We start from the raw sequence: 26996 nt of genomic DNA, 5'->3' as shown, positions 1-26996 counted from the left end.
TTATGCAAAAAGCAATTAGTTTCTTTCTCCTTTTGTTTTGCTTAATTGTAGTAAACGAAACGTATGCCTATTCACCAAAATCTTTACCAATCTCTCAAAACTCTGATCGATGGCAAGTGAATATTGATAAACCGAAAAAAACAAACAAGAATATGCTTCAAGCTAAAAAAGATGAATTTCAAACATATCATTTTTCAGTAAAGAATGTCGGGAATAGTGAAGTATATAATGTAAACGTCGAAGTATTCCGCAACGAACCAAATAAGAAAACGAAATATGAACTCTTTTCCCTAAAGGAAAGTCGTTTGGCAAGTGGAAAAACTGGATTTGAACACGCTAATTTACCCGTTGCTACAAAAGCAGATGAAGTTGATGTTATTATTACATGGCAAGAACACCCATTCCGATCGATGCGAAATGGTCAAAAAGTTGAATCTAGAAAATTTAAAGAGCATTTTGTTTTTAAAGAAGCCAAAAAGTAAATGGGATACGGATATATTCACACTATCATTGATATAGCTTTATTTACTAGTACCAGTTCTTAAGCAAATTAAAAAGTCGTGGCTTATAATGCCACGACTTTTTATATTAATTCGTACTAATGCCTCTCGCTGCCCAAATGCGATCGATATCAGCAGCATGTTGTCCGCCATATAAAAGAGCATCCGCTTGCTTAATCGCTTTCGCTCCATCACTGAATTTAGAGTTTGGTGTTAATGACCAGTGTGATTGTAAAATGATTTTTGTTGCTACATCACGGCCAAAAGCTTGTGCCATTTCGTATTGGCCTTGAGCCCAAATTTCACCATCATCATGCACTTCATTCGTTATATCTTTCGGATATACTTTATTCGTATCTAATCGGCGTAAGCATGTTGGATCTGAACTAGAATAAGCTGTCGCATCCCATTCTCCAACACATGCTTTACCATATCCAGTAGTCGATACAGCATCTTCATACGTAGCACCTAGGAAGTCGCCAAATCCTTCTCCCATCGCTCCGCCTTCTGTTGAACTACCAAAGCCAGGAACTTGGTTATCTTGGATCGAATGTCCGTATTCATGTGCGATAATTCCAGCATCTTCTGCATCATCAACACCGCCAGTACCAAATGTTAAAGCTTTCGTTGTCGGTGAATAGAATGAGTTATCAGCTGTTGTTCCATTCACATTCACTTTAATCGAACGATTATTAATATTTTTAAACCCTAGACTTTGAATATAACGTTGCAATGTATCAATATGATAATATGACATTACATCTTCAAAGCTATCATTTGCACGTGTATAGTTGAATTGTAAGTTTGTAGATTTTGTTCTCGCTTTTGAAGAAATCGTTACATACTCTCCAATTAAAAAACCTGTCCCATCTAAACCTTTTAAAGTAACAGTTTTTAATTGGTTCGTTAGCGCTGTAGAATCTGCATCATTATTATCTTTTAATCCCACTAAACTCCCGCTTGATACGACAGGGTTAGGTAAAAATACTTTTCCTGTCCCTTCAGCTTTTCGGTTTATATCAACCTTTTTAATTAACTTTCCATTTTCTGCATCAATAAATGTTTCCCATGCACCAAATGGATTATTAGAATGGACTACAACTTTATATACTGGACGAGCAATTCCTTCTTCAATAATATATCCGAACTCTTTATCTGTAGGAGCCCATAAATTTTGCTCACTTGCTTCTCCAACATACGCCATTGATTTTTGTATTGCATCTTTTTCACTAATTTTTGTCGTTACTTCCTTCACACCTGTAACAGGCTGATAATCAGAAACAGCGAGTACTCCCTTTCCCTCTCCGTTAAGCGTAACTGTTATTTGTTTTGAAAATACAGGTGCACCATTAACAACTTGTTGGAACCTAACATATGAAGCTACTGACGTTTCTGTTGTAGAAATATATTGCAAGTCTGAAAGGTCTGTTTTCAATCCATACTGCGCAGCATTTTCTTTTAAATATTCAGTTGCTTTTTTCTGTGGCGAATAAGCTTCTAACTTTACTTGCTGTTGTTTTTCCAATGCCGAAACCGTAGAAATTGTCCCCATTACTAACGGCACAGTCATTGCCATTGCCACCATTTTTTTATTAAACATAGAACCACTCCCCCTAATAAAGTAGCTCAACCTTATCCCATTACCACTAGGCAATCATTCCCCGCAAAACGGATGGATAAAAATTGAATCTACGAGTAATTCTCTATGAGCACTTCTATTACCTTTCCATTTAGGGTAAGTGAAATTTTCTCAATATTTATGTATAAATTGAACACAATACTGTAGAAATATATTTCTACAGTATTGTGTTCGGCACGCTATGAAAAAAGACAATTGCTAGTGGTCCTATCGAATGTATAGTCAAATAAATTCTAATCATACAAAAAGGAAGCTGGAATCATTCCAACTTCCTTTTTTCTTTAATTAGCTGCACTTAATTTAATTCTAAGTTTTGTTTCACCTAAAGAAAGTTCATCGTCTTCGTTCATTAAGTGACCAAATGTAAATTGTTTAACGAGTAAGTTTTCTTCCAATAAATCTTTATGGTTCGTTAACGTTCGCTGTAGTTCTTCTTCTGTATCAAGAATAATATTGACTCGTAAATTAACTGGTAAATTCAACTGTTTACGATATTCTTGAACCGCACGAATGAATTCACGCGCTACTCCTTCTTGTAACAATTCTTCCGTTACATTCGTATCTAACATAACTGTATATTGTCCGTTAGTCGTATTAGAGAATCCTGATTTTGCAACTTTCTCAACTAACACATCTTCAGCAGTTACAACTACTTCTTCTCCTGGTGTTGCTTCGTAAACTGCTCTTCCTGTTGATACAAAGTTTTGTACTTCTTCTTGTGATAATTGTTTTAGCCAACCATTCACTGCATTCACATTTTTACCGAATTTTGGCCCCGCTGTTTTAAAATTAAGCTTCAATTGATATGATGTGTATTTTGTTTCATCGAGTTCAACATGGAATGCTTTTACATTTAACTCATCCATAACGATATCACGATAAGATTCCCAATCCATATCATTCTCGTTATGTTCAAGTAATACAAGTTCTGCTAGCGGCTGTTTTACTTTTAAAGAATGCTGATTACGGTTACTTCTTCCAAGTTCAACAACTTGTAAAACAGCATCCATTTCCGCTTCTAATTTCGGTTGAAGTAGTGATTCATTTACAACTGGATAATCGGCTAAATGAACGCTGCTTCCTTCTAAATTTAGATGAATGTCTTCCGCGACAAACGGTGTAAATGGTGCAATTAATTTACTAATTGTTACAAGCACTTCATGAAGTGTCTCATACGCAGCTGCTTTCTCAGCGTTCATACCAGATTCCCAGAAACGATTACGTGAGCGTCTTACGTACCAGTTACTCACTTCATCTACAAGTGCTGCAATTTCACGAGCTGCATTCGTAAATTGATAATCATCAAGTGCAGTTCTCACTTTTTTCGTTGTACTATGCAATCTTGATAATACCCATTCGTCTAATTTCGTAAGCTTTACATCATACGTTTCTTTCGGATTATACTCATCTAAATTTGCATATAAAACGTAGAAGCTATACACATTGACTAATGTATCTACAAATTTAGATTTCGCTTCCAGTACTGTTCTTTCAGAAAAACGCTTCGCATTCCATGGGGCACTATCAACAAGTAAAGCCCATCTTAGCGCATCAGCACCAAACTTATCTACTAAATCAACTGGATCTAGTGCATTTCCTTTGCTTTTAGACATTTTCTGCCCTTCTTCATCTAAAACATGCCCTAGTGATAACACTCGTTTATACGGTACTTTTCCTGTATATAGTGCTGATACTGCTAATAAACTATAAAACCAACCGCGTGTTTGATCAATTCCTTCTGCAATAACATCCGCTGGAAACTGCTCTTCAAATAACTCTTTATTTTCAAATGGGTAATGATATTGTGCAAATGGCATAGAACCACTATCAAACCAAACATCAATCACTTCTGGTGTACGATTCATTGTGCCTCCGCATTTCCCGCAGTAGACTTGCACTTCATCTACATACGGCTTATGCAATTCCAAATCTTCCGGTGTTTCTTTCGTACTATGCTTTCTTAATTCGGCAATGCTTTTCGGTGCGAACTGATGATCACAACTTTCACATTCCCATACATTCAATGGCGTTCCCCAATATCTATTTCGGCTAATATTCCAATCTACCATATTTTCTAAAAACTTACCAAAACGTCCATGTTTCATATGATCCGGATACCAAGTAACAGAATCATTATTTTGTAAAAATGTATCTTTAATTGCAGTTGTTCGGATTAACCAACTTTCTCCTGCATAATAAAGTAGTGGTGAATCACAACGCCAGCAATGCGGATAGCTATGTTCATATTTTTCTTTATGATACAGTAAACCTTCCTTCGCTAAATAACGAACGATATCCACGTCACAATCTTTTACAAATTTCCCTTTCAAAAATGGTACTGCCTCTGTATACTCACCTTTTTCATCTACAACGTGCAAGAATGACAATCCTTCACTTTGAACAACTCTATAATCGTCCTCTCCATATGCTGGAGCAATATGAACAAGTCCTGTACCACTATCTCCCGTTACAAAATCTGCTGCAATAACGCGGTAACCATTTGTAACTTCTTTCATCGGAAATGGCGCTGTATAAGATGTGTTTAATAATTCTTCGCCTTTATGAACAGATAATACTTCATAGTTCTCTTTTAATACTTCTTGTACACGTTCTTTCGCAACAATGTATACATGACTTTCTTGTTTTGCTTTAACGTATTCCATATTTGGATGGACAGCAAGCGCAACGTTTGCTGGAAGTGTCCAAGGTGTCGTTGTCCAACCTAAGAAATACTCATTTTCACTATCTTTCACTTTAAACTTCACAGTTGCACTTAAATCTTTTACTGTTTTATACCCTTGTGCAACCTCATGTGAGCTCAATGAGGTTTGGCAGCTTGGGCAGTATGGTGAAACTCTATGTCCTTTATATAACAATCCTTTTTCATGGATTGTCCCCAAAATATGCCATACACTTTCGATATATGGATTCTTTAAAGTTACATATGGATCATCCATATCTACCCAATAACCAATACTTTCAGTGAATTCGCGCCACTGCTTCTCATATGTGAAAACACTCTCTTTACACTTTTGAATAAATGGTTCAATGCCATATTCTTCGATCTCATGTTTACCAGAAATACCAAGTTGCTTCTCAACGCCTAATTCTACAGGTAAACCATGTGTATCCCATCCTGCTTTTCTTAACACTTTATAACCAGCCATCGTTTTATATCTTGCTACTAAGTCTTTAATTGTTCGTCCAAGTGCATGACCTACATGCGGTAGTCCGTTCGCCGTTGGTGGTCCTTCATAAAATACGAAAGACTGTGCGCCTTCTCGATTCTGAATTGATTGTTCGAAAATATTTTGTTCGTTCCACTGTTTGCGAATTCGCATTTCTCTTCCTACAGCTGATTCTTTTACATCTACTTTTTCCATATACAATCACTCCTTTGAATATTTTAAAGCACACAAAAAACCCGTCCCTATAAAGTAGGGACGGGTTTACCCGCGATACCACCCTAATTCTATTAGCTTCTTCACTAATAGCACTTAGCAACGTACTATCATACGTGTTCTTTGTAACGGTAGACATCCGTCCGGGCTTACTTACTTTCAGCCTCGGCTCCTCGGAGATGATTTTCAAATAACGTCTGCACACCGGCTTTCAGCAATATACCAGCTCTCTGGAGAACAGCTCACTATTTTACTCTTTCTCGTCTTCAGATTTGTATACTTTGTTAAAAGTTATTTTATGCCATTTAGCAACTAATTGTCAACTAATTCAAAATATATCCTTATCTTTTTCCCCTATTCTTATACAATTACTTTTCAAATTCTCGCAATGCTGCTAAATTTTCATCATCCTCAATAAGTTCAGCAAAGAATCCCGATTCATCCTCACGAAGGACAAATTCAAGCTCTTCCTTCGCCTCTTCATTTCTATTTAACTGCGCTAAATAACAAGCACGATCATATCTTGCTAACAAATCACTCGCGTCAATTATTAATACTTCATTTGTTATTTTTTCTGCCTTTATCGTTTGGCCGACACCATGATATGAAGATGCTAAAGAAAGAAGAATTGCTGTTTCATTTGGATGATGTATAGAAGCGTTTTCTAATATATGAATTGCCTCTTCAAACCTTTCTTGACTTTGATATATTTCTCCTAAAGCAAGAAATGCTCTACTTACAAACGGTGTTTGCTCTGTTAATTGTAAGATAATCTTTTCTGCTTTTCTTTCTTCCCCTGCTTTAAAGAATACTTGTGCTTGCAGAAGAAGAGTATCATAATCATCTGGTAGTTCTCGAACCATTTGTTTCGTTAATTCCAAAGCATCTCTTAACATATCTTCTTCCTCGCACTCAACGAAAAGATTTACAAGTTGCTTCGCTACGTCATAATCCCATTTATTTTCTAGTGACGTGTGCAGAATCTCTATTGCTTCTTTATTCATCTCTACATTCTCATAAAATAGCGCAAATCGCTGTGCTGCCATACTATTTTTCGGATTTAACTTTAAAGAGATTTCATATAAATCAATTATCATAGTAACCATTGAAATTTCTTTCGCACGATTTTTCATACGATAAAAAGCTCTCGTAATGATAGATCGTTTTGGCTGTTCATGCAGCTGGCGTTCAATCCATATTTCCGTAACCGCAGCTGCAGCATACATGAATGCTGTACTCCTTTCTGCTTTTTTCACCTTTAACGTATGAAGAAAATCTCGTATGTTAGACAATTTTTTATGTTGCTCTACTGCTTTTACATAAACATCAAATATACGTTCATTATCAAAATCTTTTTGTATTACTTTCATTGCAACTTCAATTGCTTTTACATTTCTTTTTTTCACTAATACTTTTGCATAATGATATAGAACTTCTATATGCTCACCATCTAATTGTAGTGCGTATTCAACCTGTGCTTGTTCTTTATCTATTTCATTCATCGCTCCGTACACATATGCAATCGCATCTAAACGCCATATTTCAGGTACTTCGTCCACTAATTGTTCTAGTTCAGTCAGCAATTCTTCCTGAAGATTCATATCTACTGAAAGCTGTGCTAAATATTCCATATTAATATGCAACGGCTCTTCTTTCATCGCCTGAACCATATGACTTTGTTCTTTAGAACGGTTTTCTTCTTTTTCGTATATTTCCGCAAGCTGTAAATGTACACCTACGAAATTCCCATCAAGCTCTAAACATGTTTCATACGCTTGTTTTGCTTCCGTCAATTGCCCTAATGCCATAAGTGTTTCACCAATTCGGTAATACGGTAATGCCGTTTCCATTTGTTCTATCGCCTTATTATATCTTTTCATCGCTTGGCCGTACTGTCCAATAGATTCATATAAAATACCTGCATAACAACCGTACTCACTTACTTCATTTCTTTCTTTGTGTAACGTTCTTAAAAATGCTATACCTCGTTGTACAAATTCCGTTCCTTTAATTCGATTCACATATTCATCTAACGCACTTGCTACATTATAATCACTTTTCTTTATACCATTTTCTAACTTAGATAGTGCTACTTTAAACCCTTCTTCATTTCCACCAAGTTCAATTTCAGCATCCCATAAAACCATTCCTGCATTCATGAGGAAATCTTGGCTCTTTTCAATTTGCTTCTCAAGACCAAGTATATATTCTTTTGCTTCCTTATATTGTTCTCTTGCCATATAAACTTGTGTAAGTCCGAAGTGAGAATAAACATCCTCATCATTTTCTTCTAAAGCACGATTATACAATACTTCTGCTTCTTCCAAGCTATCATTTTGAAAATGATAATCACCTAATTTTACGTAAAGAGGTGCTTTATCATCACAATTCTCAATACCCTTTAATAAAATTTCTTTCGCACTTTCCTCATCCTTCAAATCAGATTCGTATATTTCCGAAAGTTTCGTATAAATGTAAGGTGCATTACTATCCAAATGAATCGCTACTTTAAGCCCTTTTATTGCTAAATATAATTTCCCTAGTTGATGTGTACATCTCGCTCGTTCATACCATACATGCGCTTCATATTTATACTCTTTTAACAAGTCATTAAAAATTTCATATGCTTCTTCATATCTTTCTAAATCTATTAATATTAAACCGTGATTTGTTAAAGTGAACCTTTCAGGACTACGCTCTAACGCAACTTGAGAGTATTGCAATGCTTTTTCAGATTGATCAATATACATATAGGATAAAGCGAGAAAACTCCAAGCAATAGGCTGATCTGCGTCTAATTGTAACGATGAAAGAAAGCTTGAAATCGCTTCTAGATAACTTTCCTGTTCAAAAGCATATCTTCCGTTTATTAAATGATATAAAGCACGATTATTTTTCTTCTCAACGCTTGTCAGCATTTGCTCCGCTTTCTCTACTTCTTGAAGACGAATAAAACACTGTGCACCATGCAATTTAACAAAGTCCGAGTTCGGAAACTTTTCCATTAACTTATCGATACAATATAAAATAAATTCTTTATCTACTTCAACATCTAAGTGCTTTATCGTATATAACCACGTATTTGGATTATCACTCGTTTCTTTTAAAAATTGTACTAAGTTACTAATCCCCTCTTTGTCATGTTCATCTAAATGATCCGTAAGAGAAAAAATAGATTTAAAATAACGATTTTCTTCTTCACTTAGAAACGCTAGTTGCTCCTTCTTTTCTTTCGGAACAAAAGTGATTGCTAAACAGCCTGTATAACGATATTTTCCTTGTAATTTACTATATTCCACAAGAACTGGTTCTATAAAGTTTGGATCTTGAACATAGAAAGCTTGCAATGTATCATCATATCCAGATAGAACTTGTACGTGTGAAGCATGCTCAATATCTATACTTAATAAAACAGGAATTCCTTCGTCAATCAGTCTCTTATAATTCTCTTCATTCCCTTTAAAATAACGATATTCATAACCTAATTCTTCTAAATAAGAAACAGTATCTGAAAACTTCGAACCTGTCATATCAAAAATAAACTCTGCTATTTCATCTTGTGTACGTTTCTCTCCCCATATACGCAACATCATCTCTAAACTTGTCGGAACACAATAATTATCCTTTTGTACAATAGGAACTATCGGCAAGTGAACCTTTTTTCCATCCGGATTTTTTTCTAAATTATGATATAAAGATTCTTTTAAACTCTTTTCTTCTTTTAATAGTTTTTGTAAATCTGCAAATTTATTCATTTTGTACAGTGCTTCTGCACGTAAATGTACAAAGTAAGTATTATAGGCATGATACGGCAGCTGAGTATTTATGTTATCTATTACCGCTAACATCTCTTCATATCGCTCTAAATCTAATAAATACTTTATCTTCTCAAAATGAAAATATGGTACTTGTGGGAATTTTACAATTGCATCATCGATTAACTGTATCGCGCGTTTTTGTTCTCCTTTATTCGCATACAATTGTGATAATAAATAGGTAGATAACTCTTCACAATCTTCATGCTGCATGCCAGCAATAAATTGTTCTTCCGCTTTCTCCCATTCACCTGTATGCATATAAACGTAGCCCCATTTATCAAACACTGCGCGTGCACTGTACTCCTCTGCTTTTTGCATATACATTAACGCTTCTTCGTTTCGTTTCATTTCTAAAAGACATCGTACTAACGTAAAATATGTTTTCGCTAAAAAATCTGCATCTATTTCTTCTTTATTACTCTCTTCTAAAGTTTCTTTTAACAGCTGCTCTGCTTCAAGAATTTTCCGCTCATCAATTAACTCATCACAATATAAAGAGAGCGTTCTCATATTTGGGAATTTTTTATAAGCGTAACGAATGAGGAATGAACTGTATTGGTGCATAAGCCCTTCATCAGTAAGACGAATTAATAGATCGAACTCCTTATGCGAAGGAATATTGGCAAGCCAATTCTTCACATAGGATAAAGTATTCGTTTCTTTTATATATGCAATTTCATTATTTATTTCCTGTAATCCATCTACAAATCTCTTGTCTTTTAAACAAGTTTCTAACTGCTTAAAATCTAGCATGCATTCACCTCGAATTTATATTTATACTGCTACTTGCTTAGATTTTACACACCATATAGTATGTATTCAACTAAAATCTCTTATAATGGATGGTATTAATTAATATTATTCAAATTTATAACAAAATATAGTAAAAATGATTGTCTTTCTTTGTATTTTGTTTGATTATATAGAATAACGTAACATGTGTATCCTATCTTTTGTTAGTTAAAAACAGTACATGAAATTATATCGGCGATTATACGGTGAATATCGACTTACCAACAAAAAATGACATTTTTCTCATTCATTAAATCAGGGTACTCCTTAAATATACAAAACGGATACTCTATTTGACCCGCTATATACTGTGCAACTTTTTTCTTTGAATTCAAATTAACACAACTTCTAACCTCCTGTAGAGCAAGAATATGTGGAGAAATAATTCAAATTTCCTCACAAATAGCTTCTAATCTCTCCAACCAAAAACTATTATGGTTCCATATATTGAAGGTAGCAATCCTTAATAAATCACTATCTTTCAACATTCTATTTCACCAAATGTAATTTTCATATTCGGAGCATATACTAAAGAAGAATGAAGATGAAATGCCTTGAAAAATCGTAGTTCAGCTTCATATTGAGCTAGCGCATTATCATATGTTAATCCTCTGGCTATTAAACGTTCTACAAATTGTTGCTTATCACCCGGATCACCTGCAATCCCCTCTTCTTTTAATGATTGATACAAATCGTTTTTATCATTGTGATGCATATTTGAATCTAAAAAGTTCACTTTATCGCTTACTCTACATTCAATATTTTTCACACCTAATTCACTTAAATATATCGGTATTTTCATGCCTATATTGCCATCTTTACCATTTCTTTGCGTATCACTTTCAAATAATTTCTGCAAAACACCTAGCTGAATAAATTCCGATTGTTTCTCCCCATCTAGTAAATAAGAAGCCATATTAGAAATCCAATGTGGTTCAAAACAGATTATTTTTCCACCCTTTTTAACTGAATGTATCATTTTTTGTAGCATTGTTTCTGGAGTAGTCATATGTAATAAGAAAGCATGACAGATTGCTATATCGTATTTATCGTTCAGTTCAATTTCTGTAGCATCTCCTTCAAGAAATTCTGAATCATACGGAAGTAAACGAAACAACTCTCTGGCTTCAGCTAATAATGTTTCTCCACTATCAATACCTGTATACTTTGATCCTTCTGGAAGTAAAGGCATTAATAATAAGCCTAAATAACCATATCCACAACCATAATCAACAACATGGACTGGCTCAGAAATCTTCCAAACTGAATTCACTAGAAAACTTACATAATCGCTATTGTAATATAAATCTCTCGTATTTTTTAAATACGCTAGTTTACTGTTCCAATCGTATGTTTCCAACCTCTAACGCCTCCTTTTATATACAAAACTAAAGTTCTCTATATAATAGCCGTATTCCTACACTTTTCTTAAAATTTCAAAGCAAAAAAGCTAGTGTATTTTTAATAATACACTAGCTTTTTATTTGGAAGAAAAATTTAACAAGTACAATCACAATCAAAACAATCCGTACAGTCTAAATCGTCACAATCTGCTTTTCTCTTTCTTTTGTTTCTTTTAAGATAATAATACAGTAGCCCAAACAATAGTATACAAATAACAAAAGCTATTATTGCTTCTGTATAGTTATTTTGAGTCATAAAACCAATTCCACTTCCGCCTGAAATAAAAATTAGAATTAAGTAAATCCAGAACATCTATGTAAATACCTCCATTACTATATATCTTAAGATAATATCCATATAACACTAGAGGAAATGAATAATCCCATACCATTACCGCTTAATACACCAGTAGTTATTCTTAGCAAATTTGAGCTATTTCTCCATTTCCACTTTTGGGTGAACCCATCGATAAGTAACGGAATTTGAGCGAAAAATGATAGTATGATTGCCAAAAGAAATGAAGGTGTCATATAAAAATAAATTGGAAACATTAAAATACCAATAAGCATGCCTGTACAACGTGCACATAAAGGTATGTACTTTTGTAGTTTAAAAAAACTCCTATCTAATCTTCTATGACAAGGAATTTGTAAAATAAAAGTTCGAATCAATATGAATCACCCTCTCTAAAAAGATTTTAATTGATTTTGCAAAAAAAATATATATCCAATAAAAAAACAAACCAGGTTTATACTAGACCCAGTTTGTCAGTTTACTACTATGTTACATCTCCTCAGGTGCCTCCACCCCAAGTAAACGTAATCCTTCTTTTAATACAACCGTCACAGCATAAACCAATGCGAGTCTGCTGTCTTTTTCTTTGCTCTCTTCTAATATACGAACATTACCGTAATATTTATTGAATGATTGTGCTACATCTAATATATATTTCGAAATAATCGATGGCTCATTTTTATTGAAAGCTGCTCCAATTATTTGCGGGAATTTATTTAGTAATTTTACGACACTCCAGCTATGATTGTCTTTTAAAGCAAATGTACATGTTTCAAATTCTACACTTTCTTTTCTTAAAATAGAACAAGCACGTGCATGTGTGTACTGTACGTACGGGCCTGTTTCTCCTTCAAATTTCAGCATGTTTTCTAATGAGAATTCAATATTGTGCATACGCTCATTTTTTAAATCGTGGAAGATGACTGCACCAACACCGACTTGCTTTGCTACTTCTTCTTTCTGTTTTAAGTTTGGATTTTTCTCTTCAATATTTTGTTTTGCAAGTTCGATTGCTTCTTCGAGTACTTCTTCAAGTAAAATAACTCTTCCTTTACGTGTCGACATTTTCTTACCATCTTTTAAAATGAAGCCAAACGGTACGTGTTCCATACCATCAACCCAAGTATAGCCAAGTTTTTTTAATACGGTGAAAAATTGATTGAAATGTAAGCTTTGTTCTGGACCAACAACATATAGCGCTTTATCAAACCCATAAGTGTTTTGACGATATAAAGCTGCCGTTAAGTCACGCGTTGCATAAATCGTCGCACCATCTGATTTTCTAATTAAGCAAGGCGGCATTCCTTCTTCTTCTAAATTAACGACTAATGCACCTTCTGATTCTTCAAGCAACTCATGTTCTTCTAAAATCCCAATAAAATCTTCCATTAAATTATTATAAAATGCTTCTCCCTGAAAATTAGTAAATTCTACGCCGAGAAGTTCATAAATGCGAGAAAATTCTTTAAGGGACTCATGACGGAACCAATTCCAAAGTTCTACCGCTTCTTCATCACCTTCTTCTAGTTCCTTAAACCAAGCACGTCCTTCTTCTTCTAGTTCTTCGTCGTCTTTTACCTCTTCATGGAATTGGACATATAACTTAAATAGCTCACGTATTGGATCTTCTTTAACAACTGCTTCATTTCCCCATTTTTTATAAGCCGTAATTAACTTTCCAAACTGTGTTCCCCAATCTCCTATATAATTAATCCCTACAACTTCATAGCCACATTTTTCAGCGATATGTTTCAGCGAATTTCCTATCATTGTAGAACGTAAATGCCCCATCGAAAAAGGTTTCGCGATATTAGGAGAGGAATAATCAATTACTACTGTTTTTTCACAGCCAAAGTGGTTTTGACCGAACTCTTCTTTCTCCGCTAAAACTGTTTTTAATACTGCATCACTTACAGTTTCACGATTGAAAAATACATTTACATAAGGACCAACGGCTTCTACTTTCGTAAAAAACGGATCATTGAATTTCTCAGCAACTTCCTTTGCGATAAGAGCTGGTGCTTTTTTATATTGCTTCGCTAATGAAAAGCATGGGAACGCTGCATCTCCAAATTCATCTTGTTTCGGTGTTTCAATTAAATCTAAAATTTGTTTTTGCGTTAATTCATTCGTGAAAATATTAGATAAACTTTCCGCAAACTGCATTTTATAATCCATGATACAACCTCCTTATTTTTTAAAACACAAAAAACTCGTCTCTAAAAAAGAGACGAGTTTTAACCCGTGGTACCACCCTTGTTGTTCTTTACGAACCACTTTCCCGTTTATAACGAGGACAGGGGGCCTCGGCTTTCTCTACTATTCGTTCAAGAAGCATCTCCGAAGTGCGCTTCATCTTTTTCTTCCGTACTAGGCTCACACCATCCCTAGCTCGCTTTCCTTCTAAAAAAGACTACTCTCTTCATCACAGACAGTATATTTAATTAATTATTGCTTATTATACATCTTTTCAAACAATTAGCAAGGGTCAATTACACCAAAGTGAAACTTAGCACTTTTTCTTTTGTATACATAAAAATTGTGTTTTTCAAATCTAGAACTACGAAAATGATCTTTTAAAACGACACGTTTTCTCGCCACTCGTTTTGCCTCCGCAATTGTTTCGTCAGTAATATCATGATACAAAGCGAAGTGTTTTAATCCTTTAATTCCATCGGATTCTATGACAGTTTCTTCAAACATCGGATCAAGGTAAACGACATCGTAACTATTGTCTTCACATTGCGCTAAAAATGAAAAATGCTCCGTTTGCTTTACTTGGATTCTTTGCATTGCTTCATCAATTTCAGAAACAGATGAAGACCATGTTTTCAAACCATTTTCCATAATATAAGCCATATACTCATTGCCTTCAAGTCCTGTTACTTTTCCGCTTTCCCCAACAACATAACTAGCTACAATACTATCTGATGCCATCCCGAGCGTACAATCTAACACTGTCATTCCGCTCTCTAATTTAGCAGCTTGTACAAACGGATCGTGTTCTCCACGCATTAACCTTTTCACACGAAACATCGCTGAGTTCGGATGAAAGAAAAACGATTCTTCCGTACCTTTTGGATAAATAGCTAATCGGTTCTTCCCTACGACAAGCACATCTTGTTCATACTGCTCATGTAGCTTATGTACCGGTATGTCATTACGTTTAACGAAAGAAGCATTTAATTCTGCTGCTACCTCGTTTGCATAATCTGTCATTTCTTTGTTCGTTCTTCCTGCTGTTGTTACGATCATTGTTTCACCTCTATATAAAGAAAAGAGGGAGATTTACTCTCCCCCTTCTTTAGCAATTCTTTTCGAAAGCTTGTTCTAAGTTCGTAATAATTTCGTCCATAGTTGCACCTTCAATTTCATGACGGTGAATGAAGTGAACAACTTCTTTTCCTTTTAATAATGCCATAGATGGTGAAGATGGAGGAATTTCTCCGAAGTATTCACGCATTTTTGCAGTAGCATCTTTATCTTGACCTGCGAATACAGTTACAAGATGATCAGGTTGTTTTTCAGCACGAACAACCGCTTGCCCTGCTGATGGACGTGCTAAACCAGCTGCACAACCACAAACAGAGTTTACAACTACTAAAGTTGTACCTGATGTATTTTCCATAAATTCTGTTACAGCTTCTTCTGTAGTTAACTCTTCAAACCCAGAACGCACTAACTCTTGGCGCATTGGGATTACCATTTGGCGCATGTATTCTTCATAAGCATTTGACATCTTGTAATCTCTCCTTCAACTTTCATTCCAAATTCATCATATCACGCTCTATTAATAGGTGCAAAAGAAAGATAACGATGATTTCATTTTTTTGTAGGGATTTCACAAACCCCACCGCGGCAATGTCCCACTGGAACAAGTTTTCTATTATTAGCGATATAATCGTATACTTTATTTCCAAAACCAAGTACGATAGATAGCTTTATAAAAGGAACTGCAAACCAATAAGATGGAACGGCCTTTGCTAATACATCTATGCTCTGAATACCGTCATACCACTTATTATTTTTTAAAATATACAGTCTTTGTTCCATCTTACTTTGTAGTTCTTGAGAAAGCTCATACTTCTCAACTACATCTTCATTTCGAAATGAAACAAATTTCATCTTACCCTTTTTATCTAATTTTTTCGTACGTTCTGCAACGGCCGTACACATCGGACACCAACTATCATAGAAAACAATCATGCATTATTCCCCTTTACGTGACTCCGTCATTTGTTTCCATACAGAACCTTTTGCTTCTTCTCCGCCTTCAATACGCTCTAATGCTAGACGTGCTTGCATCGCTACTTCAAACTCTGGATCATCTTGCGCTGCTTTTAATGCTGGAATCGCACTTTCATCTCCAAGTTCAAATAAGAACATCGCTGCACGCCAGCGTACTAATTTACTTGGATCTTTCAGAGATTTAATCATAACGAACATCGCTGCCGGATCACCTACATCTGATAAACAATCTCCTGCAGTACGGCGAACACTTACAGAGCGATCTAACAACGCTTTATATAATAACGGTAATACTTCATCACCTTTTACCATACCTAAATACGCTGTTGCTAAGCGGCGTATTGAAACTTTTTCATCATCTAACGCCATCTTCAACACTGGAATATCTTCTTCAGTAGGATCCATTTGTTCTAATGCTGCAAAACGGTTTTTCCAGTCAGAATCTTTCATCATCTCTTCTGTTACTTTATATGGCTCACGCTTTTGAATCGTTACTTCAACAGCACCTGCTTGATTTAATAATTCTTTAACCGTTTCATTTACACGTTCTTCTGAATAAGCAGCAACAATCTCTTCCACTACTTCTTTCCCAATTTCTTCAAAATTACCGTAACGTGTACTTTGTTCTACCCATTTACGCTCTTTTACAACGTTTGGTGCAGACATTTGCACTTTCATAATTGATTCTTTAAAACGATCTGGTAAACCAACACGTTCTTCCGTCGTTCCATCTGTTAACTTTACTTGCATTGGAATTGTAAAGAACATTTGAACAAACACTTTCACTTCTCCAAAATGAGCAAGTTGTTGTTCTTCACTTTCTTCCAATACTTCTTCGCCGAAAACAGCACGAACTTGTTGTAATAAAACTTTCCAGTCATACTTCGCATTTCGCTCCACTGCTAAAAAGTCGGCTACATGATACACACCTTTAATGCCTTCAATTTTCAAAATTTCTTGCACTTGCATTGGTGCTTGTTCTTTATTTTCATTTGTATAATTATTACGTGCTCCTGATGGTAATACTTCATTCAAAATAACTTTCATTGTATTTGGACTTGGCGTCGGTTCAATTGCTTTAATCTTCACGTAAAAAACTCTCCTTTATTGCATGTTCTTAGCTGTATTGTAACATGTTATCACTCTATACTCCTACTCGGATGCTTAATTTTACTACTTTCTTCCCGCTACCATACTATTTCATTCTTTTTATATTTTAAATTAGGAACGGGATTTTAAAAGCTTTCGTTTCCGATGATTTTTATTTTTTATCCATTAAGTTTATTAAAATACTTTCCACAATTTTTTCCGAAGCTATTACTTAAAATCACCTTTTATTACAATGCCCCCTCCCGCCTTCTCTCCAAAAAGGTAATACTCTCAATCACAACTTCAGTTCTATATATTCTCTTGCCTTGTTCATCATCGTAATTACTAGTCTGAATACGCCCTGTAATCCCAACGAGTGATCCCTTTTTACAATATTCAGTTACATTCTCAGCCGATTTGCGCCAAACGACACAATTAATAAAATCGACTTGTTGTTCACCTAAACTATTTCGAAATCCTCTATTCACCGCAACACATATTCGTGCATAAGCGACGCCTTGTTTTGTGTAGTATAATTCTGGCTCCTTTGTCAATCTACCGATTAATACAACTCGATTCATCATAAGTTATACCACCTCACATGTTTTTCTTCATTGTAAGGAGAAATGTTTGAATGGTAAAAAGCACAAAATGATATATCCGTAAGTAAAAAGTATTATTTTAGACCTTACAAAACAAAAAAAGAAACCATACATAGTTCAAACATGTATGGTTTCAAAATTTATTACACTTCAGTACAAGATATGTAATATCCTCCGCGAGCCATCTTTATTTCAGCACGGTACATTGCATTTTCTAAGTAGAAAGTAATCGGTTTAACTTTACTCTCAAATTTTAGTCTTTCATTGCATTCAGCTGCATATCCTTCAATCGCTGAAGTAATAACTTTTGATGATGGATACGTTAAAGCTTCATCTAGTTCTATGAAAAAACTTTTAGAAAATAGTTTTTTCATAATCCCCTTCTTCTCTTTCATCATATTCCATCTCCTTCACTTCAAGTTGCTATCATCCATATTATACCATACATTCAATATATCTTTGAAAATAAAAAAATCCTGCATTTTTCATGCAGGATTTTTTTATTAGTCATTTTTCGTAAAGTAAGAAACGAAACGAAGAATTTCTAAGTATAACCATACTAATGTAAGCATTAGTCCCATCGCAGTATACCACTCCATATATTTCGGAGCTTGACTACGTACACCATTTTCGATTAAATCGAAATCTAGTAATAAGTTTAATGCAGCAACTACAATAACAACTGCACTAATAATAATACCGATTGTACCACCTTGGTGAATGTATGGAACAGTTACACCAAACATATTTAGTAGGAATACGACTAAATACATAACCATAATTCCAAGTGTTGCTGCCATAACGCCTGTACGGAATTTATCCGTTACTTTTACTACACGTGTTGCATATAACACTAACATTGCAAATAGAATTGAGATTGTTAGTAATACAGCATTTAAAACGATAGAATCGCCAAATTTCATTGTATAAACTGCTGAAATACTTCCTAACACAACCCCTTCTACCGCCGCATAGATTGGTGCACCAAAAGGTGAAATACGCGGGAAGAACATAGACGCAAATGCGATGATTGCCGCAACGATTAAAGCACCAATTAATACTGGCATCTTCATCGTCCCCTGCATCATCTGTATGTATGAATAGACAGACGTTGCAAGTAGCAAGATAAGCATAATGAACGTTTTGCCTACTGTTCCGCCAATCGTCATCGCAGAAGCACTTGCTCCCTCTTTACGGAATGCCTCTTTTTTCAACATTGGATTAGATGTTCTCATTTTTTCCCTCCTAAAATAAGTTCTACCAATAGTGTAAAGTTTTTCTCTTTACTTTTCAATATATGCAGCTTGTTTTTATTTTAATCCTTCAACGATGTCTGATAGTTCACTCCATCTTTCCATCTTTTTTTCTAGCTCTTCTTCTGTTTTCTGCTGTGCTTCAGATAATTCTTGTGCCTTTGTGAAGTCAGATCCAACTTTCGCAAGTTCTTCTCCAATTGACTCAATTTTCTCTTCAAGTTCGGCAATTGTATCTTCAATCGTTTCCCATTCACGCTGTTCATTGTATGAAAGTTTACGTTTACGTTGTTGTTTTGGCGCTTCTTCTACAACTTTTTTCTCTTTTTGAACTTCCGCTTTCTCCATAAGTTCTCTCGTTTTTTCCATTTCTAAATAATCTGTATAACTACCTAGAAACTCACGCACTTCGCCTCCGCCAGTAAAGATGAACAGTTCATCTACTACTTTATCTAAGAAGTAACGGTCATGCGATACAGTTAAAACGACACCTGGGAAATCTTCTAAATAATCTTCTAGTACTGTTAATGTTTGTGTATCTAGATCGTTCGTAGGTTCATCAAGTAAAAGTACGTTTGGTTCTCCCATTAAAATACGTAATAAATATAAACGTCTTCTTTCACCACCAGATAGTTTACCAAGTGGTGTACCATGTGAATGCGTCGGGAATAAGAAACGTTCTAACATTTGAGATGCACCAATTACTTTTCCATCTGTCGTATGAATAACTTCTGCAATCTCTTTAATGTATTCAATCATACGCTGATTTAAATTCATCTCTTCATTTTCTTGCGTATAATAAGCAACTTTTACAGTTTGTCCTACTTCCACTTCACCACTATCAGGAGATAACTTACCTGCAAGCATATTTAATAGGGAAGATTTCCCGCTTCCATTCGCCCCAATAATTCCGATACGATCACCCGGTTTCACAATATGATTAAAATTATGTAATACCGTCTTATCGCCAAATTTTTTCGTTACATCTTTTAACTCAAGTACTTTCTTTCCTAGACGACTTCCGCTTAGTGCAATATCAACTGACTGTTTTGCAGCTGGTCCTTCTTGTGCCTTTAGCTCATCAAAACGCTGAATACGCGCCTTTTGTTTCGTAGAACGGGCTTTTGCACCACGACGAATCCAAGCAAGTTCACGACGATATAAATTTTGGCGTTTCGATTCTTGTGCCAATTCTTGCTCTTCACGAAGTGCTTTCGCTTCTAAAAATGTACTATAGTTTCCTTCGTAGCTATATAGTTTACCATTATCTAATTCAAAAATACGATTCGTCACACGATCTAAGAAATAACGATCATGGGTTACAAGTAATACCGAACCTGTATATCTCGCTAAATATTCTTCTAACCATTCAACTGTCTCGTGGTCAAGATGGTTCGTAGGCTCGTCTAAAATTAATAAATCCGGTGTTTCAATAAAACATTGTGCCATTGCGATACGTTTTTTCTGTCCACCAGATAAATTCCCAACAATTGCAGTGAAGTCCGTAATTCCTAATTTCGTTAAAAGAGATTTCGCATTTGCATTTGCTTCCCATGCACTCATTGCATCCATACGTTGCTGCACTGCAAATAATTGTTCCTGTACTTTTTCATTACTTGGATCTTTTTCAATATTTAATAGTGCTTTTTCATAATCACGAAGAAGACGAATTAAAGGTGTATCGCCATGGAACACTTGCTCTAATACTGTCAGTTTTTCATCAAACTCTGGTTGCTGTGATAAATAACTAATTGTATACCCACGTGAATGCGTCATATCACCTGTATCAGGAGTTTCTAATCCCGCAATAATTTTTAAGAATGTCGATTTACCAGTTCCGTTTACACCAATAATTCCGACACGTTGTCCTTCTGTAATACTACATGATAATCCATCAAATAACGGCTTTTCTCCATATGATTTTGATAAGTTCTCCACAGTTAACATTTTCATATTTGTGCATTCCACTCTTTCATAAATTGTTCAATAAACTGTTCCATATAACGATGACGAATTTCAGCCTCTTGTTTTGCTGCATTCGTATTCATTAAATCTTTTAATTTCAAAAGTTTTTCATAAAAATGATTTAAAGATGGATCATTATTTTTTCTATACTCTTCTTTCGTCATTTCTTCACGCGGCGGAATAGTTGGGTCATACATTAATCTCCCTTTCGCCCCGCCATATGCAAATGTACGAGCAATTCCTATTGCACCAAGAGCATCTAAACGATCCGCATCTTGAACAATTTTCCCTTCAAGTGACTCTAATGTGCCGCCATGGCCACCTTTATAAGACATATTGGCGATGATATGAAGAATATGTTTACTTTCCTCTTCTTCAACACGTAGCTCTTCTAACCAATCAGAAACTTTTTTCATTCCCGCTTCTTCACTTTCATTTAGCTTTTCATCTGCCACATCGTGAAGTAATGCTGCCATTTCAATTATAAAACGATTTCCACCTTCTTGCTCAGATAAAGAAATCGCCATTTTATGTACACGTTCAATATGATACCAATCATGCCCACTCGCATCTTTTTCTAAAATATGTTTTACAAAAGTAATTGTTTTTTGAATTTTTTCTTGTTTTGTCATTTTATCTTCACCCAGTTACTTATTGTAACACGCCCGCATTTTTTCATCACATATTTTCTTGTCCGCCCATACACTAGGTGGTAGGCATCATCATGAAGGAGGAATAAACATGTTCTATAATAATCAACCGCCTTATCCAAGGCAACCATTGTATCCTCAACAACAAGAACAGAGATACACAGAACAATACGAAGAACAAGAGTTACAACAGCAAGAGCAACAATATGACGAAAACCCATATGCAACAACGCAAAACCAAGAAACTGAATTTCAACAAAATCCATATGACACACGTCCAAATTATGAATATCCTCAAAATCCATATGCAGCACCACAAAATCAAGAACAGCGATATCCTCAAAATCCATATGTAATACCACAAAACCAAGAACAACAATATCAACAAAATCCATATGCAGCACCACAAAACCAAGAACAACAATATCAACAAAATCCATATGCAGCACCACAAAACCCATACACAACTCAACCACAACAACCGCAATATCAACAACAAATGTATCAACCAAACTACGACGCACGTGTCTCACCACCTAAACCACCAACAATAGATCCAACTCAGCCACAAATTTTACCGCCCGGACCAACACTAGACATTACACAACCACAAATCTTACCACCTGGACCAATTACTGAACCAACACAACAACAAATTCAACAAGTTGTCGGTACACAATTTTTACCTTTCAAGAAACCTGTACTAGATTTCGTAAAACCATGGGTAGATTACGGTTTAAATGAAGCAAAACATACATCACACGAACACGCATTAACAGAAGTTGCTGCAATTATGTTTTTAGTTGGTAAAGGCTTCAATCCGACGATTGCACATTATATCGTTGAATCTTGGGAGAAGAATGAACAATTTTAGAATTGTTTATTTGATAAAATACAAAAACACAAAAGCGCCAAAACCCTTATAAAACAAGGGTTTTGGCACTTTTTAATATCCAGAATAAATTTTATTGAAATAATTGTTTTTATAGATTTTCATACTTTTTTATATAGTACGTGAACAAAATGTGAGCAAAATGTGCGCAAATATATGAATCACATTTTGCTGTTGGTGCACTGGTTATTTAAACCAATTCTCAATTATGAGATTTATATGAAAAGCCAACACTTTTTCCCGTTGGCACCCGGACAGTTTCATGATATCCAGCCACGACACTTATGCACCGTGGCTTTATATATAAAATCAATTAAGCTTTTCGTCTTTTTCTTCCTTTTTTCTCCGTCCATTCCGACCAAGTAACGTTTTGATAAAGGAGCTACGCTATCCCCACAGTATTCTTTTTTCAAAGAACAATTAACTGTAGAAATATCGTACCGCCGATTCCAATGTAAAAAGGCACCTGATTAAGTGCCCTAAATAGTGCCCCGAACAGTACTCCTAAAATTCCATCACTTTTTAAATCATGCCAAGCGCTGTAGCAAAGTTGATGATACCTGATTTACGTTTTCTATAAAACTTACCTGGTTTCATTGCAAGGATAGTATAAATGTAATCATCATTTAATTCTTTGATACTCATATACTTCATTATATAACCCTCCCACTTCTCAATCCTTACATATGTAAGACTAAAATTTAAAATATTATATATATATGCCTTTATATGTGTATGAAATTAGTTCTGTATCCCATATAGGTTGGAAACCTTCATTTTCTTATGCCTATTAATGTGTAATTTACTAGCAGTGATCATTTAACTTAACACAATTACACTACATTTTCATAGTATATTTAATCATTTTCACCAGACATAAAGTATAAAAACAATTAAAGAAAAGAGACTGTCTTCAAAAGTTAATCTGAGGATACTTTTTTGACAATCTCTTTTCTTATATCAAAATTTTCAACTACAAAACTTACAAGTGATTATACAAATGTTATACCTGCACTTGCGAAGCCTGTAATAGCAGTAGCTATATCAAAACCTGGTGTAGTCGATGAAACAACAAGTAATATCTTATCTTGTGGAGCGACCGCAATTGCTTGTGCGCTAATACCACTTGAGGTATTACCGATAGCAATAAGACCACTAAATGCTGGTGTTAATAGTAACGGTGTACCTACTGGAGTAAAAGTATTGCTTGCTGCTGGTGCGCTGTACAACTGCATTTGAATTTGTATGCTTCCTATCGATAAAGCAACCGCTACAGTTACACTAAAGAATCCTGCTAACGAAGTAATTGTACCTGCGCGAGGAGCTACAAATGCGAAATCAAATACTGGAGGTACAGGGCCTATAGTAATCGGGCCACCAGGTGGGACAATTACAGGGAAGAATGAACTTCCAAATCCAAGAAGTGCTCCTGTATTTGCTAATCCACCTAAAACAGTTGCTAACGCTACTGGCCCACCTGATGCAAACGGAATAACTGCTCCAGCTCCCGTTGCTCCTGTTAGGCCTGTTGGACCTGTTAGACCTGTTGGACCTGTTGGACCTGTTGCTCCTGTTGGACCTGTTGGACCTGTTGGACCTGTTGCCCCTGGAGTAGCATTGATTAATTGAATTAATAAATTAAAAAGAACTTGTAAAGTTGCAGGATCGACATTTGAGTCGCAGGATACAGGGATAAGATCTAAAGCGAAGAAGAATTGTGCAAGGGCGCTATAAAATTGTTGCAATAATGTTGACAATTGTCCTAAATTAGGTGCTGGAGATTGTAATAAAACTATAATACTTTGAGTTAATTGTTTCAAAAAATTAACTTCTGGGGAAGGTAGTAAGGAATTTAAGAAAATTAAAAATTGATTAAATAAATTGAGTAACGCTAATCTGTTTGCATCACTTGGATTTGCAAAAAATGCTGAAATAGCTGATACTAATGAGTTTAGTAAAGTAATTAATTGACTTAATTGTTCCCTAGTTATAGGAACTGACTGTGGATTTTTACAACAATCTGCTGAAAAAACAATCGGATTGCAGTTATTATGATCAAAACAATCATTATGTTTCATTTATTTCCTCCTTATTTAATAATTTTGAGAGAATATTCTTATACTAAGAAACACTCAATTGTAATGGTGTTGAATATTTTTAAATATCCATTTTTCTTAGAATAAAAATAGTTACTAATAATTAAACTATAAAAATTCAGTTTAATTACATTCACAACTCACATAATATAAGTATACGCATCTATTTATCTAGTGCTTAGATTAATTCCCTAATGAAAAAGCGTATTTTTAAAGGAATACGTTATTACTCCTATCAACGTGTTTATTTTGTCAATAAACGAAAAGGCATATTAATTTATAAGTTCAATAATTCCATTCTAGAGTAATACCAAATGAAGTTTTTTGAAAAACTTTAATCTTCACAACCTAGTTGTTTATATCATGAGTTTCTAATAGTACATTTCATTTTCCATTAAGAGCTAATCATTTTGCTTTTGCTGACTAATTATTTCTTTGTAACAACTTATACTCATCTTACATACATTATCTTGAATCCTTACTTGTTAAACCATTTAATTGTTCATGACTCACAAACATCAACAATATATAAATGGTGTACTGATTCATAAAAGAGTACCCTATAATGGTGCTCTTTTTTATTTTTTGTAACAACTTACACTCATCTTACATACATTATCTTGAATCCTTACTTGTTAAACCATTTAATTGTTCATGACTCACAAACATCAACAATATATAAATGGTGTACTGATTCATAGAAGAGTACTATATAATGGTGCTCTTCTTTATTTTTTTATAACGATTTATACTCATCTTACATACATTATCTTGAATCCTTACTTGTTAAACCATTTAATTGTTCATGACTCACAAACATTAACAATATATGAATGGTGTACTGATTCATAAAAGAGTACCCTATAATGAACTGCACCTCCAATTGTTAGACTGTGTCTAACAATTGGAGGTGCAGTTTTTCTATGGCTAAATTTACAGCTGATGAAAAAATACAAATCGTTCTACGTTATTTGAACGGAAATGAAAGTTATCGAGAAATGGGTAGATCGCTCGGTATAAGTGACACAATCATTTTGAATTGGGTAAACCAATATAAACAGAATGGTCTGGAAGCTTTTCTAAAACGATGTACAAATTACACACAACAATTTAAACTAGACGTACTAAACTTTATGATTGAAAACGGTATGTCCTTATTTGAGACGGCAGCTATCTTTAATATTCCTGCCCCTTCAACGATTTCTGTTTGGAAAAAACAGCTCGAAACACAAGGAATTGATGCCTGCAGTGACCCCTGTCAAGTAGACAGGATTTAAAAAGCGCAACTAAGTAACCTGAGTTCTATATTTATATGGACTCAGATTATTTAATTTCTTTTGAAATCTTTGATGCCTAATTGATTCATCAATCTTTGTATGCGCTTATGCTTCAAATGAAGGTTATAGGTGACTTTCAGTCACACTTGCACTCCTCTATATCCATAAATCCCTCTTAGTTTTTTATGACACTTCAATATCTTTTTCTTGGTTTTAGCGTCCTCTAGTTGTTTTTCAGAAGGCACTAAGTGCCGCTTTGTCCGCTTATATACCCACTTCTAGTTACACCAGCGATGGCACATAATAGGCTAATCGTATACCCCTTTTCTAACATCTCAAGTATAGCTTCAAACTTTCTCGTTTTGGATATAGCTTACATACCTCCTTTTACATCCCTAAGAGCTTTTTTAACATTTCATTCTCGGCTTCTAATCGTTTAATCTTAGCTTCTGGATCTTTTGGTTTTGTTCTTCCTATACCTGGCCCTTTCGCTTTTCCACGTTTTTCTTCTAGTCCTTTGATACCTTCAGCTTCAAAGTATTTCACCCAACGACTTACAACCGAGTGATGAATACCTAATTCTTTCGCAATGTTTTTATAGCTCATGCCTTCTTTTAAGTATAAATCTATAGCTTTTTTCTTAAATTCTACATCGTAAGTGACTCTAATTTTCCCCATAAAAAAATCCCCTCCATAGTAAACAGGTTAATGCGCTTTCTTTTTCCTGTCTACTATAAGGGGATCATATCAAGATCTCGTCCTCTTTTTGTTTTAGATATGCTCACCATGATCAATATAAGTATCGCCGTATTCGTATGCCGGTGCAGGTGGTCTACCATGATCAGCTTGTGATGTAAAAGATTCTGTAAAACTTCCAATAGTTAAAACAGCAGCAAAACTAAAAAATCCCATTAGTAATTTTTTCATTTTAACGCACTTCCCTTCTGAAGTAATTCTTTAGCATCATAAGATATATTAAAATATTGGCTAGCTTTCTCATGATTCCCTTCTTGATAAAGTTTTTTCGCTAAAATTCCAGAGTACTCTTCAATTAAACTAAACTGAACAAAATCCCA

At 34.9% G+C, this 26996-nt stretch carries 22 protein-coding genes, 2 pseudogenes and 2 other annotated features; of the genes and pseudogenes, 3 read left to right on the top strand and 21 right to left on the bottom strand.

Features of this window, described 5'->3' with window-relative positions; genetic code table 11:
* The first annotated feature begins 2 nt into the window (after positions 1 to 2).
* A complete protein-coding gene (locus MR136_RS14420; RefSeq protein WP_001167921.1) occupies positions 3 to 482 on the top strand; it encodes a hypothetical protein in 480 nt (159 codons plus the stop codon).
* A 106-nt stretch (positions 483 to 588) separates the two neighbouring features.
* Here MR136_RS14420 and MR136_RS14415 read toward each other — a convergent pair whose 3' ends face one another.
* From MR136_RS14415 to MR136_RS14340, 16 genes are all read right to left on the bottom strand, one after another.
* Positions 589 to 2100, bottom strand: a complete 1512-nt coding sequence (locus MR136_RS14415) for a M36 family metallopeptidase (protein WP_078420981.1) — start codon at positions 2098 to 2100, stop codon at positions 589 to 591.
* A gap of 320 nt (positions 2101 to 2420) precedes the next feature.
* Complete coding sequence (gene ileS / locus MR136_RS14410) at positions 2421 to 5522, bottom strand: isoleucine--tRNA ligase (RefSeq protein WP_242259499.1); 3102 nt, start codon at positions 5520 to 5522, stop codon at positions 2421 to 2423.
* Between the two features lie 53 nt (positions 5523 to 5575).
* Positions 5576 to 5816 (bottom strand) — a binding site (T-box leader).
* Positions 5817 to 5908: 92 nt separating this feature from the next.
* Complete coding sequence (locus tag MR136_RS14405; protein ID WP_242259498.1) at positions 5909 to 10111, bottom strand: tetratricopeptide repeat protein; 4203 nt, start codon at positions 10109 to 10111, stop codon at positions 5909 to 5911.
* A 520-nt stretch (positions 10112 to 10631) separates the two neighbouring features.
* The gene (locus MR136_RS14400; RefSeq protein WP_017674137.1) at positions 10632 to 11510 is read right to left on the bottom strand and encodes a class I SAM-dependent methyltransferase; all 879 of its coding nucleotides are present in this window, start codon (positions 11508 to 11510) and stop codon (positions 10632 to 10634) included.
* Positions 11511 to 11647: 137 nt separating this feature from the next.
* Positions 11648 to 11866 carry a hypothetical protein gene (locus tag MR136_RS14395; RefSeq protein WP_000498606.1) on the bottom strand — a complete coding sequence of 73 codons (219 nt, stop codon included), beginning with the start codon at positions 11864 to 11866 and terminating at the stop codon, positions 11648 to 11650.
* Positions 11867 to 11895: 29 nt separating this feature from the next.
* Positions 11896 to 12225 carry a DUF2085 domain-containing protein gene (locus tag MR136_RS14390; RefSeq protein WP_000621474.1) on the bottom strand — a complete coding sequence of 110 codons (330 nt, stop codon included), beginning with the start codon at positions 12223 to 12225 and terminating at the stop codon, positions 11896 to 11898.
* 112 nt (positions 12226 to 12337) lie between these two features.
* Positions 12338 to 14026, bottom strand: a complete 1689-nt coding sequence (gene argS / locus MR136_RS14385; protein ID WP_242259497.1) for an arginine--tRNA ligase — start codon at positions 14024 to 14026, stop codon at positions 12338 to 12340.
* 45 nt (positions 14027 to 14071) lie between these two features.
* Positions 14072 to 14286, bottom strand: a binding site (T-box leader).
* Between the two features lie 40 nt (positions 14287 to 14326).
* Positions 14327 to 15103 carry a class I SAM-dependent methyltransferase gene (locus MR136_RS14380; RefSeq protein WP_000637455.1) on the bottom strand — a complete coding sequence of 259 codons (777 nt, stop codon included), beginning with the start codon at positions 15101 to 15103 and terminating at the stop codon, positions 14327 to 14329.
* A gap of 49 nt (positions 15104 to 15152) precedes the next feature.
* On the bottom strand, positions 15153 to 15587 hold the full coding sequence (locus MR136_RS14375; RefSeq protein ID WP_000063706.1) for a BrxA/BrxB family bacilliredoxin: 435 nt from the start codon (positions 15585 to 15587) through the stop codon (positions 15153 to 15155).
* A gap of 83 nt (positions 15588 to 15670) precedes the next feature.
* Positions 15671 to 16054 (bottom strand): thiol-disulfide oxidoreductase DCC family protein, encoded by a 384-nt coding sequence (locus MR136_RS14370; RefSeq protein ID WP_000634886.1) that lies wholly within the window; start codon positions 16052 to 16054, stop codon positions 15671 to 15673.
* Positions 16055 to 16057: 3 nt separating this feature from the next.
* Positions 16058 to 17185 carry a conserved virulence factor C family protein gene (locus tag MR136_RS14365; protein WP_000692564.1) on the bottom strand — a complete coding sequence of 376 codons (1128 nt, stop codon included), beginning with the start codon at positions 17183 to 17185 and terminating at the stop codon, positions 16058 to 16060.
* Between the two features lie 248 nt (positions 17186 to 17433).
* Positions 17434 to 17769, bottom strand: a complete 336-nt coding sequence (locus MR136_RS14360) for a single-stranded DNA-binding protein (RefSeq protein ID WP_000982017.1) — start codon at positions 17767 to 17769, stop codon at positions 17434 to 17436.
* A gap of 161 nt (positions 17770 to 17930) precedes the next feature.
* Entirely contained in the window at positions 17931 to 18185 is a 255-nt protein-coding gene (locus tag MR136_RS14355; RefSeq protein ID WP_000975137.1) for a DUF4318 domain-containing protein, read from the bottom strand.
* Between the two features lie 105 nt (positions 18186 to 18290).
* Positions 18291 to 19022, bottom strand: a complete 732-nt coding sequence (locus MR136_RS14350) for a Bax inhibitor-1/YccA family protein (protein WP_001260655.1) — start codon at positions 19020 to 19022, stop codon at positions 18291 to 18293.
* Positions 19023 to 19097: 75 nt separating this feature from the next.
* Positions 19098 to 20993 carry an ABC-F family ATP-binding cassette domain-containing protein gene (locus MR136_RS14345; protein WP_119683286.1) on the bottom strand — a complete coding sequence of 632 codons (1896 nt, stop codon included), beginning with the start codon at positions 20991 to 20993 and terminating at the stop codon, positions 19098 to 19100.
* The gene (locus tag MR136_RS14340; protein WP_000165964.1) at positions 20990 to 21637 is read right to left on the bottom strand and encodes an HD domain-containing protein; all 648 of its coding nucleotides are present in this window, start codon (positions 21635 to 21637) and stop codon (positions 20990 to 20992) included. The genes MR136_RS14345 and MR136_RS14340 overlap by 4 nt, the downstream gene beginning before the upstream one ends.
* A gap of 109 nt (positions 21638 to 21746) precedes the next feature.
* On the opposite strand from MR136_RS14340, the gene MR136_RS14335 reads away from it, so the two are divergent.
* Positions 21747 to 22529 carry a hypothetical protein gene (locus MR136_RS14335; RefSeq protein ID WP_000499732.1) on the top strand — a complete coding sequence of 261 codons (783 nt, stop codon included), beginning with the start codon at positions 21747 to 21749 and terminating at the stop codon, positions 22527 to 22529.
* A gap of 540 nt (positions 22530 to 23069) precedes the next feature.
* Here the strand turns inward: MR136_RS14335 and MR136_RS14330 are convergent.
* Both MR136_RS14330 and MR136_RS14325 read right to left on the bottom strand, forming a co-directional pair.
* The gene (locus MR136_RS14330; RefSeq protein ID WP_276565566.1) at positions 23070 to 23201 is read right to left on the bottom strand and encodes a hypothetical protein; all 132 of its coding nucleotides are present in this window, start codon (positions 23199 to 23201) and stop codon (positions 23070 to 23072) included.
* A 338-nt stretch (positions 23202 to 23539) separates the two neighbouring features.
* Positions 23540 to 24625, bottom strand: coding sequence for an exosporium glycoprotein BclB-related protein (locus tag MR136_RS14325; protein WP_242259496.1), 1086 nt, complete (start codon positions 24623 to 24625; stop codon positions 23540 to 23542).
* A gap of 941 nt (positions 24626 to 25566) precedes the next feature.
* Between MR136_RS14325 and MR136_RS14320 the strand changes: the two are divergent.
* Positions 25567 to 25887, top strand: a pseudogene (locus MR136_RS14320) (transposase); the annotation flags it as partial.
* Between the two features lie 420 nt (positions 25888 to 26307).
* On the opposite strand, the gene MR136_RS14315 reads toward MR136_RS14320, so the two are convergent.
* The 3 genes and pseudogenes from MR136_RS14315 to MR136_RS14305 all read right to left on the bottom strand — a co-directional run.
* Positions 26308 to 26598 carry a transposase gene (locus MR136_RS14315; RefSeq protein ID WP_061457133.1) on the bottom strand — a complete coding sequence of 97 codons (291 nt, stop codon included), beginning with the start codon at positions 26596 to 26598 and terminating at the stop codon, positions 26308 to 26310.
* A 93-nt stretch (positions 26599 to 26691) separates the two neighbouring features.
* Positions 26692 to 26847, bottom strand: a complete 156-nt coding sequence (locus tag MR136_RS14310; RefSeq protein ID WP_170879369.1) for a hypothetical protein — start codon at positions 26845 to 26847, stop codon at positions 26692 to 26694.
* Positions 26844 to 26981: pseudogene (locus MR136_RS14305) on the bottom strand (aspartate phosphatase); the annotation flags it as partial. The gene MR136_RS14310 and the pseudogene MR136_RS14305, both read right to left, overlap by 4 nt.
* Between the last annotated feature and the right edge of the window lie 15 nt (positions 26982 to 26996).

Source organism: Bacillus cereus group sp. BfR-BA-01311, from assembly GCF_022664295.1.
Taxonomy (GTDB): domain Bacteria; phylum Bacillota; class Bacilli; order Bacillales; family Bacillaceae_G; genus Bacillus_A; species Bacillus_A cereus.
The sequence above is the reverse complement of the archived record's forward strand: the minus strand, read 5'-3'. Positions and strand labels throughout refer to the sequence as shown.